The following is a 17,921-nucleotide window of genomic DNA, read 5'->3' as shown; positions in this document are numbered from 1 at the left end:
GATCTATCTCCCGGACCGCTTACGCCTTGGACGCGGAAGCAGAGCAACGCATTCAGCCAGCGTACGTCGATCGATGCAATGCTGAAGTGGAGAAATGCCGAGCTTCGAGTGTTGGGCATTGAGAAACACTGGCACTTTGTCTGCCCTCAATACCTGCGCGGCACGAGCGGTCAGGTCGCCCTTGCAGGCAAGCACTTCTGCTTCGGCCGCTAACCTCAACCGCCTGTCGAGATCAGCGCCATGCAACATATTGAGCATGTTGCACAGGCTCGACTCATCCAGTCCCGCAAAGTCAATCCGACTAATTTCTTCATCATCCTCAGACGGAGCTGAAAGCCAGCCGTTCGCCTCATCGCCCAGTGTCGAAGATGCGGCGGCTCGCAAGCGTAGCCTTCGCCTTTGGGATGCCTGGAGGCTCTCCTCCTGCACACGTCGTTTGGCGCGCAGCAATTCACCCTGGAAAGGAAGCCCTAAAAGATCATCAACAATTTCCCCACCATCGCACATCACCTTGATTTTGTGCAGCGCAGATTTGAGTTCATGCAAAGCAGACCAGCGCTCATCACGACACAAATGCTCGGGGGAAGCCTGCAGTCGATCGATAGTTTTCTCGAACCAGTTGTGGATGCTGAAATCTGCTGCCTCCTGTTTTGGCAAAGCATCAAGCAGTGACTGGACCTTTGAGGAAATATCCGTTTTCCGATTTTCGTAGGCGATCCGGCGCTCAATACTCTCCTGCATTTCTTCCGCGAAAATCTGACTGACCTGAAAGAGGTTGTGGCCAACGATTTCGAGAAGGCCGTTGGCTGTCAGCCGAGCGGCAAAGGCCTCAATAGCCTTGAGAGGTAAGCGCCGACCGGGGAAAATCTCTTTCAGTCGCCGATCACCTGCCGGACTAATAACTTTACGAAATTCGGGTAGTATCCACTGATCAACCATTTCCAGCATATTCGAAACTGAAATAGCCTCTCGATGGTAATGCAAGGCTGCGGGATAGGTGAAAATTTCTCTTGCGAGCTCAACCTGCCAAAACTTATCCGGAACAGTAAAGCCGATCGAACCCACCTTTGCAAACGGTACGAAACTAAACTCTTCCAGACATTTATTGAGCTCTTCGGTTTCTTGCACATTCAAGGCCGGAGTGGTCCGGGAAGTCTTCAGCAGGGGGGCAATTTCGCGTTCGACCCGGCGCCGATCCCGTTCAAGCTGGGCAATTTCCCGCTTCCGCTCGAATTCCGCTGCGGCTTTCGCGTCAGCCTCTTCCTTTGCGCGCTGGGCCTCCAAGCGTTCACGCAATTGGGCATCATATTGCATCTTTTTTGCGTTATTGAGCCATGCGCGTCCTGCTCTGACTAAAAGTGCCTGCTCGACTGCCAAACGATCCTGCGAGGTTCGATAATGCCTCAAATCGATTTCGATGGCGGAAAGATTACTCTGGCGAAGCTTATCGATCTTACGCTCATCACAGGCATGGGTGACGCGGACTTCAACGATAAGCTCAATACCATTCTTGAGAACCAGAACGACGTCCGGGATGATGTTGTCGAGCTGCTTCTCCAGCCGAGCTCCTGCAAATTCATATCGCTGCGAGGGATGCCTGATCACCTTCTTGCCATCATGCTCGGCAATGACCTCTGGCAAAGTGATCCACTTCACCCGATCCAGTACTTCCTTGGCCCAGGCGTGAGCATTGGTTTCCACCACATGTGAACAGGTGCCTCCCCTGGCATAATGTGCAAAATGGTGAATCTTCTTTTTGCCCTTCCTTGCGATCAAAGTCTGGTGGCAGGCGGGGCACCGGCAACCACAGCTCAGACCACGTTCGGCCCGTGAAATGTGGACCGAATTGCCATCGGGCGTGAGCCCATAGACCAGTTCGTCGGAAAATCCTGAAAAAGGGGCGTGGTCCTTGTAACCGAACGGATTGTCATCAGACATGTGCCAGCCAAAGCTCCCTTGCCAAGCTCAGCCATATTAATACCTAGTTGGGCGGGGGCATCAATTCGACCTGACAAACTTGACTGCGTTTGTAACACTTTCCCAACGCTGGCGTGAAAGCCGCATCGATCAGCTCATAAACTCATCAACGGGGCTGGATTGGTGAGCGATCAGCGTCAGGATTTCGGCTGACCATCCATCCTGCTCGACGGAGTTCCTGAAGGACCACCCAAGCGATGTAATCATCACTGGGCGCAGGTTTATCTAAATTAGGGTTTTTCTGAGCTTTATCGATGGCATCTTGGATGACTGAAAGGGTCGGCCGGTAGTCGTCATAGTCGGTCATTTTCTTCTCGCTTCCGTTGCTCAGGAACAATAGTCGCTTTTCAAGCGCAAGTGATCGCGCTTCAGCATCGGCATGAGTTGGATCAGAACACGTCCAGGATGCACCGCCTCCCGCACAGGCAATTGCGAGCCGCTCGCGATATAATTTGAAACAATTTGCCGTTTGGAAGCCCCTGCCAATGATTGTATGCGGTACGTGCAAAGGAGCAAAGCCTTCGCGATGACTATCGCCCAGCATTACCGATTCTCAGCGCGGCTTTTGCTTGCCATGCTTTGCGCTGCCCTTCTGGCATCCCACGGCGCTCCGACTTTCTACCGCCATCATATGCAAGAGCATCATGCTCGGGCCACCCTCACTGTCCTCAGCGCCAGCGAGGACAGTGTCCGCAACCATGGCATGTCGCCCGACCGCCATCAGCACGGCGATCCGGCCGCAGACAGGACGACCTATCCCGCTTTGGTTGCAATGACCCCACATGTCAGCCTGACCGCTATGGGCCCGCATACGACTACATTCACGGCTCAGGATCATCACAGCGAGTTAATCCGCCCACCTGCGATCGTCTGACAGGCACGGCTTTCGGCCGTGATCGTATCATCGACACAGTCATCTCCTTGATGCACCCGATACGCATGACCTGCATGGTCGCGTCTTGTCGTCGATACGAGTTTCGCATGATCGCACCGGTCTGGCCTACCTCCTGCTTTGGAGGCAGGAGGCAAGTGCGGCTTCACTCCGGATGATGTTGCTGGTGCCACGGCTGAAATGCCCTGAGCGATCAGCATATGCTGAAAGCCATCCTTATCCATGATGATTTTTAATGCATGGCTCGCGGTCTTTGCAGCAGCGAGCGTCGCCATTCCCTCTTCGCGTGAACTCGGGAAAGCGGAGGCCCCATGTCGCCCCGACGAGAATGGTCCCGCGTTCATTATCGACGTCGTAGGTCTGAAAGACCGTAGCGGCTTGCTGAAGCTGGAAGTCTATCCCGCCAATGATGATGACTTTCTGCAGGACGACAACATCCTCGTTTCACAGGGCAAGGCCTTTCGCCGTCTCGAACTTGCCATAACCGGCGATGCACCGATCCAGATGTGCATCCGGGTTCCGGCGCCGGGCCCCTATGCGGTCAGCCTGCTTCATGACCGCGACTCCAACCGAAAGTTCGGCGTCCTGATCGATGGTATCGGGTTTGGCCAGAATCCAAAGATCGGCTGGCGCAAACCCAAAGCAGACGAAGCCCTTCTGCTTGCGGGCCCGCAGCCGAAGCGATCCCGCATCGTTCTCAATTACAGCCAGAAATTCCTGTCCTTTGGCCCGGTCGGAGAGCGCTGACATGCGGATCGTCGATGTATGTGCCTTTTACTCTCCCCTCGGCGGCGGCGTAAAAACCTATATTCGTCACAAGTTGCTCGCCGGGCCTCGACTGGGTCATGAGATTGTGATCCTGGTGCCCTCCACGAGGCCCGGGGTTGAAGTGATCGGCCCTCGAGCCCGAATTGAATATGTCGCGGGCAAGCGATTTCCACTCGATGGGCGCTATCACTATTTCGATGACGAAGCCGCCCTGCACGCGAAACTCAATGAACTGAAACCCGATTTCGTCGAAGCCTCCACCCCCTGGAGCAGTGCAACGATGGTCGCCAACTGGCGGGCGAATGTGCCGCGCAGCCTGATCATGCATGCCGATCCACTGGGCAATTACGCCTACCGCTGGTTCCGCAGAGTGGCGAGCCGGCGGGTCATCGACCGCGGGTTCGACTGGTTCTGGCAAAGGCTGCGCAGACTGGACGATTGTTTCGACCATGTCGTGTGCGCCAGTACGGATCTTGCACAAAGGCTGCGTGAAGGCGGCTTGCGGAATACCGTTTTCAACCCCATGGGCGTCCAGCCGGGCCTATTCTCCGCTGCCAATCGCGATCCGAACCTTCGACGGCATCTCCTGTCGCAATGCCATCTCGACGAGGATGCAATCCTCCTGATCGGCGCGGGAAGGCATGCCCCTGAAAAGCGCTGGCCCATGATCGTCGAAGCCGTCACGGCCTGCGGCTATGAATGGCCCATCGCGCTCATGATTGCCGGGGACGGGCGATCCACGGCAGCCGTCCAGAAGGCCGTGTCGGGCAACCCTCATATAAGGCTCATCCCGCCCATCCTTGATCGCCGGAAATTCGCCACCTTTCTGGCAAGCGGCGATGCCCTCGTACACGGCAGCGAATCGGAGACTTTTTGCATGATCGCAGCCGAAGCGCGTGCAAGCGGGGTGCCCATGCTGCTCCCCGACAGCGGAGCTGCGCGCGAACATCTGGTGGAGGGTGCCGGCCATCACTATGCCTCCGCCAATGCCGCCAGCCTTGCCCAAACCATTCGGCAATTCGCCAAAGAAGGACGGGCGGGCCATCAATTGACCGCCCGCAGCGCGGCTCGCGGAACACGCACGATGGATGCTCATTTCGAGGATCTGTTCCGACTGTATGGGGAAGGAAGGGGCACTGCGGATTTGGCATATGGCCGATCAGGTCAGATTCTCCCAAGATCGATGTATCACCCGCATGCCGCGAACTCGTCGGTCATGAGTGAAGAACCGCCATGCTTTTCTCAGGCGGTCTGAACGAGATCTGTGCAGCCTCACAAACGGCACAGACGCAATCTGGACAAATCGAAAGGCCCCGCTTGCCGCTCTTAACGTCCTGCCGGCTTTCGGCATGAAACAGACCATCTCGCCTGGACCGGCAGAGCTGCCTGGCCCAATCGGGCTTCCATGTGAGACATTTTCCCCGCACTTCGTTCAGGAGTGCGGGGAGAGCAAAGCAGGCGCATGATGATTGCCAGCAAGCACACGAAAAACAGGCTGCCGCCCTTGCCCCCTATCGGCCTTGACCTTCCGCCAGCTATGCGGCGGGATGATGGTCATCGCGTCCTCGCACATGGCTCTCCCCTCATCCCGGCCTATCCGGTCACGAAATATCGGGCCCATTTCGTCCCCTGCCAACCGACCAGTTGACCTCATCCCCGCGCATAAGACCCGATACTCCCTGCCCAGCCCGCCGCTCGAGCACCGGCTTCCAGGGCACCAGCGTGAAATCCTTCGCCCTTTCGATCACCGCGAAACGCCCGCTCAAAAGCTCGACGGGTCGGCGATAAATGCCCTCGATCCGCTGCCCCTGCCTGGCCTCCTCGAAAGACAAACCAAGCTCACCTGACAACTGACCTGCGACCTTGAGCAATTCCCGCCGCTGCAGCGCCTCAAGCATGCCTTTGGCGAAACCGGTCGCGCCTTCCTCGGCAAAACCCTGCGCGACCAGCCACTGGCGGCGCCGGTCGATGGCATCGCGCAGGTCGTGCCCAAAGCCGGCATCGCGGACTGCTGATAGATCACCGGATAGCGGCCCCGGTCCCTTCTCCACCAGCGCCCGATCGATCCAGGTCGCGGCTTCCACATCGACCATGCGCTCCAGCGACTGCGTGGAGAGGCTGGTTATCGTAACCGGCCTGCCCTGCACCTGCTTTTCCTCCCAGGCCAGCACCCGCTCGAGATGATCGGGGGCGATGATCCATTGGCCCGACGGCTCGCGCGTCACCGCTCCGCCGCCGCGCCGCATCACCTCAAGCCGCCGGACATGAGTCCGGGCAAAATTTTCGGTCGCGGTGGGATCATGGCGCAGATGGAGTTCGACATCATAGCGCCCGCCATGCGCCGCCGAGACCTCGGCAATCACCCGGTCCGATGGCCTGATCCCGGCTCTCGCACCCTCGATCCGGACAATCGCCCCTGCCCTCAGATGATCGCCGGCAAGCGCGAGATCCTTGCCCTGCCCGGCATCGACATAATGGCTGCGCCCGTCGAGCGCATCGACGATCAGATAATGGCGATCCGCATGCTCATCGGACAGGCCATGCGCCATGACCCGTCCGACCAGCGCCTGCGCATCGACCCGCGCCGGATCATGGATAACCTGATCCATGGCCGAACGCTCCACACCGGCGCGCGAAAACTCGCGCTGCATGGTGCGGATGATATCGCCGCGCTCACCCATGCGCTTCAGCGTCTCGGCCAGATCCGGCGCCAGCCTGAATCGCCCCTCGCCTGCGGACTCGGCAAGCCCCATTCGCGCGAGCTTGGCCAGCCTCCCTGCGCGCAAGGTCTGATCGAAGGCACTGCCGCCTGAAACCGCCACCTCGCGCTCCGGCCCCGCGCTCCTGAGCAAAGCCCTGTCGAGCGAGGTCAGGCGCTCCTGCTCGACCTCGGCTTTGAGCACTGTCTCGACCTCACGCATCGTGCGCGGCCCCAGATCGAGATCGACCAGTTCACATGCTCGCTCGCGCAGCCCCCTGGTCATATAATCGCGCGCAATCACCAGATCCTCGCCCCGCTCGTCCTTTCCCCGCACCAGAATATGGCTGTGCGGATGGCCGGTGTTGAAATGATCGACCGCCACCCAGTCGAGCTTCGTGCCCAGATCCTGTTCCATGCGCGCCATCAGCCTGCGGGTCAGGGGTTTGAGATCCTCATATTGATCGCCATCCTCAGGCGAGACGATGAAGCGGAACTGATGCCGATCCCCGGCGCATCGCTCGCCGAACGCCTTGCCGTCCAAGGCCTCCTCGTCGCGCCCGTACAGCGTGCCGCGCTCCCCCTCGCGCGTGGTCCCGTCACGCTGGAGATAGCGCATATGCGCTGCTGCTGCGGCAGCCCCCCTGCCTGTCATCATGATGATGCTCGCCTTGACGATCACCCGGCGGGCATGAAGCCCTCCTTGCCCGCTCCGGCTCGCCAGCACCCGGCCCACCCCATGGCCGCGCCCGGTCCGGCTCCCGGAGAAGGCGCCCTTGCCGCCCTTGCGCGCCGCTCCGCCGCGAGCAAGATTGACCGCCGCCAGCACCCGCCCGAGATAGCGCGGGGTCGAGGCCTTGCCCGCATCGCCTATAGAGCCGAGCCTGGGCTTGAATTCGTCATCCCCGGCCATGACCGGCCTTCCGGCGGGGCTTCAACCCGCAAATCGACGGGCGTGGCCAGCCAGCGGCCAAAGCACCATTCAAACATCTGAAAAAGCGGGAATTCTTGAAACCATAGCACCCCAGCGAAAGCGGCAGTGCCAGGAAACCCTCAAAAAAACGATGTGCAGACAAGACCTTATGGCAACGCAGTGCCACAGCTTTATCTTGCCTTACGCCGCCTCCCCCTGGCCTGTTGTCCTGCCGCCTTCCGGCCCTTTCCAATCCCGGCGCCATGCCCCCGTACACCACCGGGCCATCATCGCTCACGGCGCGCATGCCAAAGACCGAACAAAGCCTGTCCTTGCCCGCCTTCACAGCCTCTTCCTCACGACGAACAGCGCTTCTTCGCGCCCCTCACCACCGTCACGATCGGCACCGGTCACCCCGCTCTCGATCGTCTTGCCCAAAACCACGAAAATCGCCGGACGCACTGCCTCCACCGGCCGGGAAACCGCGAGAGAAGTGCCTCGGCTGACCTTGAGCAGATAGTCGCGCGTCTCGACCGGAAGCGCCCTTCGGCCCATCAGGCTTGCCTGATAGCGTCCCGGCCCGGCATTATAGGCGGCAAAGAGGCCGGGATAGCCAAAGCGATCATACATCGCCCGCAGATAGGCGGTCCCGGCCAGAATATTGTCGCGCGGATCATAGGGATCCTCGCCCAATCCAAGCGCCTCGCGCATCGCCGCCCAGGTCGCGGGCATCAATTGCATCAGCCCCATCGCGCCTGCCCTGCTGGTGATCGGCCTGCCCTGCCAGAGCGTCATGCCCCGGCTTTCGGCGAGCATGACCTGTTCGATCCACGCAACAGGCAGGCCAAAACGGTGCGAGGCTTCGGCCATTTCCCGATACCATCGCCCCATGCCTTCTCCCATGGCTTCCGGCGCATCCGGCGCGCGCCTGTCGGGCACAGCGGATTCGGCTTTCACGTCGACAGGCGAAGCTATCGTCATCGCCGCGCCGATCATGCCGGGGACGATGAAAACGCGCATCGCCATACTCAGCGCGCCCATAGCAAGCGCGCCCTACCGACAATATTGCCCGCGCCGACCGGCCCGAAATAGCGCCCGTCGAATGAGTCGGCATGCTCACTCATCAGCAGGAAATAGGTGCCTTGCCCGAGACGAAAGCAGCCCTGCCAGTGCGGCAATGCGCGGCCCGATCCATCGACCGCGCGCCTCGTTGCAACCGTTGCACCATTGATCACAATCCTTGCCCCGCGCGCGCAGACAAGGTCGCCTTGCACCGCTGCCACACGCTTCACCAGCGGCACATTGGCGGGCAGATAGTTCCGCCCGGCAGCAAGGCGCCGGACAGCTTCGGGCGGCCAGGCAATCACCAGATCGCCGCGCGCAGGCAGGCTTACGGGCTCGACAAGGTAGAGCCCGACCGGGGCGCTGGCGCTGGCATTCCAGAGCAGACGCGGGGCGGGAGGCAGCAGGATCGTGCCCCCGAGCCCTATCAATCCAGCGACCAGTCCCGCTATCATCAGGCAGGCCCGGCGTCGCAACCGGCGACGACGGGCAGCGCGTTGCCGACTGCCCTCCATCCAGATGGAAAGCTGCATGGCGGGCTTGCGCGGCGAGACTGCAAGCCCCGCTTTTTCCTGGCGCTCAGTCATCGCCTTCACCGCGCTTTTGGCCAAGCGACCATGCCTCCAGATCGTCGATGTGATAGCGCAGGGCCCGGCCATGCAGGCGGGAGCGCGGCCCGGTGCCGTTCTGCCGCATGCGTTTGAGGGTCATTCTGGCAAGACCCAGATGATAGGCGGCCTGTTTGGCGGTGAGATAGGGACAGGTCCTGCGCGCGATCCCCGCGCGCTGCCCGGCATCGTCATCGGCATCATCATCGGGAAGGGATGTCGAGGGCTCGTCATGCTCCATGATCCTGCTCCATCATCTTGCTGCCTGAGGCGGCGAGAATCTCGCCGCGCTTCAAACGCGGATGGATCACGGGCGAGTTTTGCGGGAGGGTCGCAAAGCGGGGGGGCCGATTGCGACCCTCTCATGACATCTGTCTGCAACGATCCTTTATGCCGAAAAGCGATGCCCCGCGCCGGTTGCGGCGCGGGGCTTTTCATTCAGTCATTGGGGTTCCAGATGATGGCGAAAGTATCGTCATCATCCTGCCCGGCGGCCCGACCGAGATTGGCATAGAGGCGTCGCGGCCCGAACTCCGGGGCGGCCAGCGAGAGCGAAACATAGTCCTTGCCGCTCATTTCGCCGCGCCGGATCCAGCCTGCGCCGACCTCGATCCCGCCCGCCGAGACCCGATAATCGGGCTGGGTGTCGCCGGCCTTACGCTGGTTGGGAATGATCTCGATATCGGCGCGGATCGAAAGGGTGCGCAACTGGCCCTTGAAGCCTTTGCCCTGACGGGTGACATATCCGATAGCAGCCATTGGTCTTCTCCTGATGTTTCGCCCCGAACCATTTCCGGGCGATGGGCCGACCAAAGGACCGGGCATAGCGGGGTCGTGAACCGAATGGCCGCAGTGAATCGGAGGACCTGAGCGGGGGGCTTATTTGCCTCGCGAGGAGCCCTGTCAGGGGCGGGGAAATAAGTTCCCTGCGATGGTTTCGCGCGCCCCGCGACCGGTCCAGGTCTTGGCCCGTGAGCCGGAATGGTGCGGGGTAAAAAGAAGGAAAGGCCGCGCGGCAAATTGCGAGAAAAGGTCATCCGTCAGATGCAAAAAGCGTGAGGTTTTGCGCTACCCGGCGATGCTTTCAGCCGCGAGATCCATCCCCAAAACAGCACGGATCAGCCCTGCTTTGCCTCGGCTGTCGGGCATCGGCACAGGAACGAAACATAGCAAACCTGCTCCGGCGCTGTGACAGGTGCGGCATGGTTTCCACCTCGCTTGCACCCCGCTTCGGGAGCTATGCAACGCTGACAATCACCCACATCGGGCAAGGACCGGATCAGGGAGCGACGACCCTTTCACCATCATCGGGAACCGCTGCGCAAGGCTCAAAATCCCATGCCGCAACTGGCTTGGGGGCAGGACCCTAGAGGCCTGAACCCATTTCACGAGAGAGATTGCAAGCTCAGCGATTCCCTCCAAAGATCATCAAAGAGCTCGAAGAAGCGGCGTTCAAGCAGCGTCCCTGTCTTTTTCCACGCTCCAGACAAAGCGGCGCCCGTCCCTTAAGGGGCGGGCGCCGCCGCGATCTGATCATGCCGTGCGTCACGCTTCCTGAGCGGCAGGTGCCACGGCTTTCGCAGCCGATTTTTTCCCTTTGCTGCGACCGGCGGGGGCGAGAACGGCCCCGGGCGTAGCTGCCGGTTTCGGATCTGCGACCTTAGCCTTACCCGTTTTCGCGGCGGCAGCCTTCACTTTGACCGGCTTGACGGCTTTGCTTTCGGTGGCCTCAGCTTCGGCAGGCGAAGTGGATTTCGCCTTTGTAGCGCTGCGCTTGCGCGGGCTCGTGCCATCCGCCACGGGTTCAGCGACATGCGCATCGGAAGCGACAACGACGCTTGCGGCGGCTTCGGGTTCACGCGCCATCCGCCGCTTTCTGGTCGCCACTGGCTTTACCGGTTCGGCGGGCACAGTCGTATCGACAAGCAATGCCGCTTCTTGCTTAACCTTGCGAGAGGCGCGCGCGGGTTTGCTCTTTGCCTCGGCGGCGAGTGTCGTCTCGACGGCAGGCTGCACCTCGGCAGCCGGCGGTGAGGCCGTAGTCGCGGCTACAGAACTCTTGTCCGTTCGGGCCTTTGACTTACGGGCAACGCTCTTTGCCGTCACACTCGAAGCGACCGGAGCGGCATATTCTTTCGCCGCCGCAGGCGCTGCTTCGTACGCCTCCGATAGCGGCCGCCTTGTGGATGCCCATCCGGTGTGGATTTAGGCCCCGGTGCTAGCTCTGGTGTTAGCACTGGTGCGAAGGATCAGTGGTGGGACAAGTAACGGTTTTTGCAGGCTCGGAGCGCCGTCGGATTTGGGATGATGCAGAGAAGCTGGCGCTATTGGCGCGGGCTTTTGCCCCTGGTGCGGTTCTGGCCCATGTTGCGCGGGCGGCCGATGTGCATCCAAGCCAGCTTTACCGGTGGCGCAAGGAGTTTGGCTTTACGCCGGACGGTGGAACGCAAGGTTTTGCGCAAGTCGTCGTGCAGCCCGATCCACCTGAAGTTGCCCGCCGGGCTTGCGCCATCAGGGTGTGCCTGAACGGAGCGGAAGTGGAAATCGGCGAACATGCGCCATTGCCATTGGCAACCGCTGTCCTGCAGGCGCTGTCGCGATGATCCCCGTTTCAGGCAATGCGCGGATCTGGCTGGCGCTGGGACATACCGATATGCGGCGAGGCATGCGCTCACTGGCATTGCAGGTGCAACAGGCACTCAGGAAGGACGTGCATACCGGCGACCTGTTTGTCTTCCGGGGACGAAGCGGATCTTTGTGCAAGATCCTGTGGCATGACGGGATTGCTATGTCCTTATACATCCGCCGCCTGGAGCGGGGGCGGTTCGTCTGGCCGGCAACAAAGGAAGGAACAGTGGCGATCCCGGCCTCGGCACTGGCATGTCTGCTCGAAGGGATCGACTGGCGCGCGCCGCAGGAAACCTGGCGCCCGGCACAGGTTGGTTGATGCACTCAGCCCGCATTCGGGCGCTTTCCTGAAAGGTGGAATGGCGCTGAAAATGGCGAAAATGCTGGGGTTTTGACGAATTTCTGCTATGCGGGCGCATGTCCGCAATTGAGCCTTCCCAGGAGCTGTCACGCCTGCGCGCCGAGTTGTCCTGTGCGCAGGCTCATGCTCTCGAGACGGAAGCGGAACTGGCCAGAGTTCGGGCCGTCAATGCCGATCTGCAGGCTCGTAACGCACATCTTGAGCTGATGAACGAGAAGATGCGCCGCGATAAATATGGCGCGAGTTCCGAACGTCGGCGGGTGCTTGATCAGTTCGAGATCGCCTTTGAAGAAGCAGAGGCCGATGCCAGTGCGGCTGAGATGGAAGGCCAGATCGCTGCGGCCAGGACTACAAGCGTTGCCCCATTCACCCGCAAGCGCGCCACGCGCCGCGACTTTCCAGCCGATCTGCCGCGCGAAGACATCGTGATCCCGGCGCCTGAACAATGTCCCTGTTGTGGTTCGGGCAGTCTCAGCCGCTTACCCGCCGACATCACCGAAACGCTTGAGAAGGTGCCTGCGCGCCACAAGGTTATCCGCACGATCCGCGAGAAGGTCTCCTGTCGTCGTTGCGAGAAAATCAGCCAGCCCCCGGCGCCATTCCATGTGACGCCGCGCGGCATGTTCGGGCCGCACTTTCTCGCCAACCTCGCCTTCCAGAAATATGGTCTGCACCAACCGCTCAATTCTCAGCGCGACCGGCTTGAAGCCGAAGGCATTCCGATCAGTCTCTCGACACTGGCGGACCAGATCGGTGCCATCAGTGTCGTGACAAGGCCCTTGTTCCTTCTCCTTGAAGCCCATGTTCTTGGCGGTGATCGGCTCCATGCCGATGACACCACTCTGCCGCTGCTGGCCAGATACAAGACCGATATCGCCAGAATCTGGGATTACGTGCGCGATGACAGCCCCTTTGGCGGGCTCTCGCCGCCCGGCGTGGTCTGCTATTACTCCCGCAATCGCAAGGGAGAACATCCCCGTGGTCATCTGGCCGGATATGGCGGCATCCTTCAGGTTGATCGCTTTGCCGGTTTCAATGAAATGTTCCGGCAAAGCACCATGACCCGCGCCAATTGTTGGGCCCATTCACGTCGCCAGTTCTTCGAACTGGTCGATGTCGCGCGCCAACTCAAACGCAAAAAGGGCAAGCCGCCTATCGTCTCACCTCTTGCCATGGAGGCGCTGGAGCAAATCGACCGGATCTTTGCCATTGAGCACACCATCAATGGCCAATCCGTCGCCCAGCGCCTGCAGGTTCGGCAGGACAGCGTTGCCCCGCTTGTGCGCGATCTCGAAGTCTGGATGCGCACGCATCTTGGCTTGCTCTCGCGTCACGATGCTGTTGCCAAGGCCATCGCATACATGCTCAACGACTGGGAGGGTTTCACCGCCTTCCTTGGCGATGGCAGGATCTGTCTCACAAACAATGCGGCCGAGCGGCAGCTGCGCGGTGTGGCTCGAGGCAGAAAAGCATGGCTGTTCGTCGGCTCCGATCGCGGCGGTGAGCGGGCAGCGATGATGTACAGTTTCTTTGGCTCGGCCCGACTTAACGGCATAGATCCGCTGGCCTGGTTTACCGACGTGCTCGCCCGCATCGCTGACATACCCCAAGGCCAGTTGCATGAGTTGCTTCCGTGGAACTGGAAAGCGACCCAGCAGGCTCAAATTGCAGAATTGGCCGCCTAATGCAGAGAAACAAGGTCTATGCCGTCACGACCCTCACCAGGGTCGCACTGGACCTGGGCGAAGATGAAGACTTCCTCTTTGACCTCACCGACCAGATGGACACCGAAGACGGACTGATCTGGGTTTACGGCACGGGCGATGAGCCTGTTCTTGCTCTCTCCAGCGATGGCGTCGACTGTCTCCAGGACATCATCGCCGAGAACCGCCGGAGCCAATTCTGATCTCACGGGCGGCCGCTATCGGAGGCGTACGCTGCTTCCTGCGTCTCTGCGGGAACGGCAATTGCTTCACCAGCAGCATCAGGACGAGCAAGGCTCTTGCGGCCAAGCCCGATCTTTTCGGCAATCCCGCGGCGGAGCGCAGCAAAATTCGCCGCGACCATCGGGTAATCGAGCTTCAAACCATAACGCGCGCGATAGGTATCAGGCGTCAGTCCGTGGGTCGCAAGATGCCGTTTCAAGGTCTTGTATTTGCGCCCATCGATCAGACTGACAAGATAGTCGGGTTTGATTGATGAGCGTACCGGTACTGCCGGTTCGTAAGCAACGACTTCGGACACAGGCTCGGCTGCGGGCGCTTCGTCCAGCCCGGCAATCGCCAGATGCATGGACTTGAGGAAAGCCGGAACATCCTCGGCAGCAGGATTGACATTGGGGTTCTGGAGCCAGGCGATGGTAATATCACCCGCCAGTTCGATGAAATTGGGCGCACCTTCGGAATTGTTCTCGGCCATGATCGTCCTCATGCAGATGAGGGACGCGAGGGTTAGACCGCTTGCGCGATCAGGTCAAATATTCGTCACAAAAACGCCGCCCGGTCCCTATGGGGATCGGGCGGCGCGTATAGATCGGGTATAGAAATTAAACCGGGCATAGAAATACAGCGATCATTCTTCCCTGATCGACATTTCCAGGATGCGCGACAAGGCGCTGCCGGTGGTGTCCGCCTCGGCAGACGAGCAGCGAAAGGCAAAACTGCCCTGCACCCAATTCTCAGCCATGGCCCCGCTCCCCATCCGGCCCCGCGATCACCAGCGGCGGAACGGCGCGTTCGGCATGGGCGAACCATGCCATGACGGCATCGAAACTGCCCAGCCCGCCCGCCGTCGCCCGGTCGAGCAGCACCTGCCCCTTGTCACCGGCAAGGTAGTTCATGACCTTGCCCTGACCATGGAAGACCGCAAGCTGAGGCCCCCACAGGCGGCAACCATCGCACCAGCGGGTGAAGATCAATCCCCGCTCGACGCAGAAGGCTTCGAGCGCGTCGAACCGGCCCCATGGCACGTCATGAGTCATGAGCGACAGCGGCTGACCGGTGATGCAATCGGCGGCGGTAAAGGGCTCGCCGTCCCATTCAAGCGAGAGTTCCTGATCGATGATGCGCTCGATGAAATCATCCAGATCGGCGGGCGGCACAATGCCGCCGATGGTGATGGAGGCTGAAACACAATCAACCATCGGACTATCCTTTTAAGGAAACGACCGGGCCGCGCGGGACCGAAGGGAGCGCGCGGCCCGGTCCGGTTTGGTGGTAAAGCGGGGGGATGACGCCACGCGGCCCCATCCCCGCCGCGCCTCACGCGGCCAGCGTCACGCCGTCATCCGGCGCATCCGGGCCATCGGGGTTTTCAGGACCATCAAGGCCTTCATCTTCTTTGAGATCATCGGCCAAATCATCGGGCAGTTCATCGTCAGGCCCATCCCCCGACAGGGTGCGCCGGGCGCTGGCATCAGCGGCCAGCGCGGCCTGATCGACCGTGCCGACACCACCGCGCGCGGTATAGGCGGCGGGCGGGAAAGCCATCCAGCGCGGCACCCAGCCCTCACGCTTTTCGCGCCCATCCGCGCCTTCGAGATGGCCCCGGATGATCGTCTTGACCACCTTGGTCTTTTCCCCTGCATTGGCAGCAGCGATGGTCGCGCCCGCCACCTCTGCCATCATCGCGGTGAGCACTTCGCGGTCGCGGGAAAGCTCGAAAAAGGCATCATCGGCCTGCCAGTAAGGCGCCATATCCATCGCGATATGCTGGCCGATCACCTCGATAATAGCGCTTCCAGAGGCCAGCGTTTCGCCCATCACCACGGCGATGACGGAAAGCAGATCGGCATCGTCCAGTTCCATCAGGCGCAGGAAAATGACGACCAGATCACTTCCCATACCATTGCCCAAATCGGCAACAGTCGGTTCGTCAGGATCGAGCGCCAGCAGGGCCAGCACCTTGCGCCGCGCCGCATCGAAATCCGCCTCGCCCCGGCTGTTCTCGACGCTCTGGGCAATCGCGTCATTGCGGGTCGCCTGCTTTTCGATGCTGACATGCCAGAGCGAGGAACCGGCGATGGCATGAGCGACCATCAGGCGCAAAGCCAGCGCGCCATGATCGATCAGCGCCGCGCGCAAGGCGGCATGGCGGTGCAGGTCGATATAGGCTTGCATCGGCCCGGTCATTTCCGGCCTCGGGGCTTTGGCCACCGGACTGACCGTCTCGCCGCGCTCGATGCGGCGGGCTTCCTTGGCCGTGACATAGCCTTCATGGAACGTCACCTCGCCATTGGCGCGTACATCGATATAGACGCGCCCGCCCTTGCGCTTGGGCGCTTTTTCATGCTCCCATGTGTGGAAATGTTCGGCGGGCGGGACGATCACCACATCAGACCAGCCTTCGTCCAGATAGGCCGCGCGGCGATCCGCGATGGCCGCATTCTGCGCGGTCCAGAAGGTTTCGGCATCGGCAAAATAGCTGTCTTCGCCGAAGAGATCGGAGACGATGCCCTTCATATCCGCCGTGTCGAACAGGGCATGGGTGACCGGGATCGACTGCCCGCCGAACAGCCATTGCTTCAACTGATAACCGGTCGGGCAATAGGCCTCGGGATCGTCATAGAGCGCCAGCCAAGCCTTCTGTTGGCTCTTGCTGGCCATGGTCAGATGGCGAATGGTGGTCGCATCCACCTCCTTGCGGCGATAGGCCTCGCGGATGCGCGGGAGCAGATTTCCCAGCGCGAGAATGCGCCGTACGGCAAGGTCAGGCAGACCGAACGTGGTGGAAAGTTCCTCCACGCAGCGCCCCTCGCGCACCAGACGGGTGAAGCATTCCCAGCGGGTCACTTCATCGGGATCGAGCCGCGCGCTGTTCTCGATCAGCGAGGCCTCGATGGCATCGGCATTGTCGCCGCTTTCGAGGATGGCGCAGGGCATGGCATCGACCTCCTGCCCCGCCGCGCGGCGTTCCTCGGCCAGCAGGCTGGCCGCATGGAACCGCCGCGCGCCCGCGACGATCTCGAAGGTTTCGGGGCTACCATTTTGGCGCACCAGCACCGGCACGATGACGCCATGGCGGCGCATGGTCGGCAGGATGTCGGTCACATCAGGCGCTTTCTTTGAAAAGCGCATATTGGTCCTGCTGACACAAAGCTTGCCAAGTTCGATAAAGTCGAGTTTCATGACTTTTACTCCAAGCGAGTACCGGTCCGCCTGTTCCTTCCAAGAGTGGCGGACCGGTTTTGATGAAGCGGGAAACGCCCGCCCGCGTCCGGTCGTGCCCGCTTCCAATCGGGATCACGACAAGCTCATTGCCGCCGCGCCGGGCGGCATGAATTCAGGTCAAAACCCGATGAGATGCAGCGCGATTTCGGCCTGCGTGATCGAACCCAGATGACGGGCGGTCTGCGCCCAGAGCGAAAGCGGATGGCGGCTGGCAAAGGTCTCGTCGCGCTCGATCCGCAGCCCGAAAGGCAGGCGCACGGCGGCAATTTCCCGCAAGGAGAAATAGCCCAGTTCCGGGCATCCGAAGCCAAGATCGGCCAGCCCGAACAAAGTATCGCCATCCTCGGCCAGTTCACTGGCCAGCCATGTCGCCGCGCCGCAAGGGTTGAACAGTTTGAGCAGGGGCACCGGGTCAGGTTCGGACTGATCCTCGCCCTGTTCGATGCGATGGCGCGCCATAATATGGCGGGCGGCATTGACCGCCAGCGCCACGCGGATTTTCTCGGGCAGGAGGTTCATGCCGCCGCCCTCCCCTCGCCCGTCGCGTTTTCGCCCGCATTCTTGCCCGCCTTATATTCGGCATGCCGCGTCAGCAGCCATTCGGCGGCCTTGCTGGCCTGACTGGCGGCGCGAAAAATCGCCCGATTGTCCTCGCGCAGCACCTCCAGCCATGAGCCGAGATAATCGGCATGGCGCACCGTCGGCACGATGCCCAAGGCGGCGCAAAGAAAGGCCGAACCCATTTCGGCCACATATCCTGACAGTCCAGCGAAAAACGGCGGTTGGGGGATCAAAATCATCGGTAGCCTCCAGCCCCACCCAAAACCCCAAGGCTCCCCCGAGGCG

Annotated in this window: 20 protein-coding genes; 7 read left to right on the top strand and 13 right to left on the bottom strand. The window is 60.9% G+C overall.

Annotated features, from left to right (window positions below; translation table 11 throughout):
• Nucleotides 1-3: 3 nt before the first annotated feature.
• Together BGP00_RS15610 and BGP00_RS15605 are read right to left on the bottom strand one after the other, a co-directional pair.
• A complete protein-coding gene (locus tag BGP00_RS15610; RefSeq protein WP_292690854.1) occupies nt 4-1,938 on the bottom strand; it encodes a hypothetical protein in 1,935 nt (644 codons plus the stop codon).
• Nucleotides 1,939-2,083: 145 nt separating this feature from the next.
• Complete coding sequence (locus tag BGP00_RS15605) at nt 2,084-2,521, bottom strand: hypothetical protein (protein WP_292690853.1); 438 nt, start codon at nt 2,519-2,521, stop codon at nt 2,084-2,086.
• On the opposite strand from BGP00_RS15605, the gene BGP00_RS15600 reads away from it, so the two are divergent.
• From BGP00_RS15600 to BGP00_RS15590, 3 genes are all read left to right on the top strand, one after another.
• The gene (locus BGP00_RS15600) at nt 2,504-2,851 is read left to right on the top strand and encodes a hypothetical protein (RefSeq protein WP_292925767.1); all 348 of its coding nucleotides are present in this window, start codon (nt 2,504-2,506) and stop codon (nt 2,849-2,851) included. The two genes, BGP00_RS15605 and BGP00_RS15600, sit on opposite strands and share 18 nt — an antisense overlap.
• A gap of 243 nt (nt 2,852-3,094) precedes the next feature.
• Nucleotides 3,095-3,616: a DUF2141 domain-containing protein gene (locus BGP00_RS15595; protein WP_292691268.1), complete on the top strand. Its 522-nt coding sequence runs from the start codon at nt 3,095-3,097 to the stop codon at nt 3,614-3,616.
• 1 nt (nt 3,617) lies between these two features.
• Nucleotides 3,618-4,892 (top strand): glycosyltransferase, encoded by a 1,275-nt coding sequence (locus BGP00_RS15590; protein WP_292690851.1) that lies wholly within the window; start codon nt 3,618-3,620, stop codon nt 4,890-4,892.
• 346 nt (nt 4,893-5,238) lie between these two features.
• On the opposite strand, the gene rlxS is transcribed toward BGP00_RS15590, so the two are convergent.
• The 6 genes from rlxS to BGP00_RS15560 all read right to left on the bottom strand — a co-directional run bounded on the left by rlxS (nt 5,239) and on the right by BGP00_RS15560 (nt 10,934).
• Nucleotides 5,239-7,248, bottom strand: a complete 2,010-nt coding sequence (gene rlxS / locus BGP00_RS15585) for a relaxase/mobilization nuclease RlxS (RefSeq protein ID WP_292690849.1) — start codon at nt 7,246-7,248, stop codon at nt 5,239-5,241.
• Nucleotides 7,249-7,590: 342 nt separating this feature from the next.
• Nucleotides 7,591-8,151: a lytic transglycosylase domain-containing protein gene (locus BGP00_RS15580; protein ID WP_292691266.1), complete on the bottom strand. Its 561-nt coding sequence runs from the start codon at nt 8,149-8,151 to the stop codon at nt 7,591-7,593.
• A 125-nt stretch (nt 8,152-8,276) separates the two neighbouring features.
• A complete protein-coding gene (locus BGP00_RS15575; protein ID WP_292690847.1) occupies nt 8,277-8,897 on the bottom strand; it encodes a S26 family signal peptidase in 621 nt (206 codons plus the stop codon).
• Complete coding sequence (locus tag BGP00_RS15570) at nt 8,890-9,159, bottom strand: helix-turn-helix domain-containing protein (protein WP_292690845.1); 270 nt, start codon at nt 9,157-9,159, stop codon at nt 8,890-8,892. The genes BGP00_RS15575 and BGP00_RS15570 overlap by 8 nt, the downstream gene beginning before the upstream one ends.
• A 197-nt stretch (nt 9,160-9,356) precedes the next feature.
• Nucleotides 9,357-9,677 carry a DUF736 family protein gene (locus tag BGP00_RS15565; RefSeq protein ID WP_292690843.1) on the bottom strand — a complete coding sequence of 107 codons (321 nt, stop codon included), beginning with the start codon at nt 9,675-9,677 and terminating at the stop codon, nt 9,357-9,359.
• A 786-nt stretch (nt 9,678-10,463) separates the two neighbouring features.
• The gene (locus BGP00_RS15560; protein ID WP_292690841.1) at nt 10,464-10,934 is read right to left on the bottom strand and encodes a hypothetical protein; all 471 of its coding nucleotides are present in this window, start codon (nt 10,932-10,934) and stop codon (nt 10,464-10,466) included.
• A gap of 239 nt (nt 10,935-11,173) precedes the next feature.
• Between BGP00_RS15560 and BGP00_RS15555 the strand changes: the two genes are divergently transcribed.
• From BGP00_RS15555 to BGP00_RS15540, 4 genes are all read left to right on the top strand, one after another.
• Complete coding sequence (locus BGP00_RS15555) at nt 11,174-11,521, top strand: transposase (RefSeq protein WP_273617543.1); 348 nt, start codon at nt 11,174-11,176, stop codon at nt 11,519-11,521.
• Nucleotides 11,518-11,865 (top strand): IS66 family insertion sequence element accessory protein TnpB, encoded by a 348-nt coding sequence (tnpB, locus tag BGP00_RS15550; protein ID WP_273617544.1) that lies wholly within the window; start codon nt 11,518-11,520, stop codon nt 11,863-11,865. The genes BGP00_RS15555 and tnpB overlap by 4 nt, the downstream gene beginning before the upstream one ends.
• A gap of 98 nt (nt 11,866-11,963) precedes the next feature.
• Complete coding sequence (locus tag BGP00_RS15545) at nt 11,964-13,592, top strand: IS66 family transposase (RefSeq protein WP_292690836.1); 1,629 nt, start codon at nt 11,964-11,966, stop codon at nt 13,590-13,592.
• Nucleotides 13,592-13,813 (top strand): hypothetical protein, encoded by a 222-nt coding sequence (locus BGP00_RS15540; RefSeq protein WP_292690834.1) that lies wholly within the window; start codon nt 13,592-13,594, stop codon nt 13,811-13,813. The genes BGP00_RS15545 and BGP00_RS15540 overlap by 1 nt, the downstream gene beginning before the upstream one ends.
• A 2-nt stretch (nt 13,814-13,815) precedes the next feature.
• Here BGP00_RS15540 and BGP00_RS15535 read toward each other — a convergent pair whose 3' ends face one another.
• The 5 genes from BGP00_RS15535 to BGP00_RS15515 all read right to left on the bottom strand — a co-directional run.
• Complete coding sequence (locus BGP00_RS15535) at nt 13,816-14,325, bottom strand: MucR family transcriptional regulator (protein ID WP_292690831.1); 510 nt, start codon at nt 14,323-14,325, stop codon at nt 13,816-13,818.
• Nucleotides 14,326-14,584: 259 nt separating this feature from the next.
• Complete coding sequence (locus BGP00_RS15530) at nt 14,585-15,049, bottom strand: hypothetical protein (protein WP_292690829.1); 465 nt, start codon at nt 15,047-15,049, stop codon at nt 14,585-14,587.
• Nucleotides 15,050-15,167: 118 nt separating this feature from the next.
• Nucleotides 15,168-17,033, bottom strand: a complete 1,866-nt coding sequence (locus tag BGP00_RS15525) for a ParB/RepB/Spo0J family partition protein (protein ID WP_292690828.1) — start codon at nt 17,031-17,033, stop codon at nt 15,168-15,170.
• A gap of 159 nt (nt 17,034-17,192) precedes the next feature.
• On the bottom strand, nt 17,193-17,594 hold the full coding sequence (locus BGP00_RS15520) for a DUF2958 domain-containing protein (protein ID WP_292690826.1): 402 nt from the start codon (nt 17,592-17,594) through the stop codon (nt 17,193-17,195).
• Nucleotides 17,591-17,921 (bottom strand): zincin-like metallopeptidase domain-containing protein (locus tag BGP00_RS15515; protein ID WP_292925766.1); only part of this gene is annotated, 331 nt, incomplete at its 5' end. The genes BGP00_RS15515 and BGP00_RS15520, both read right to left, overlap by 4 nt.

Source organism: Novosphingobium sp. 63-713, assembly GCF_001898925.1.
In the GTDB taxonomy this organism is placed as follows: domain Bacteria; phylum Pseudomonadota; class Alphaproteobacteria; order Sphingomonadales; family Sphingomonadaceae; genus Novosphingobium.
The sequence above is the reverse complement of the archived record's forward strand: the minus strand, read 5'-3'. Positions and strand labels throughout refer to the sequence as shown.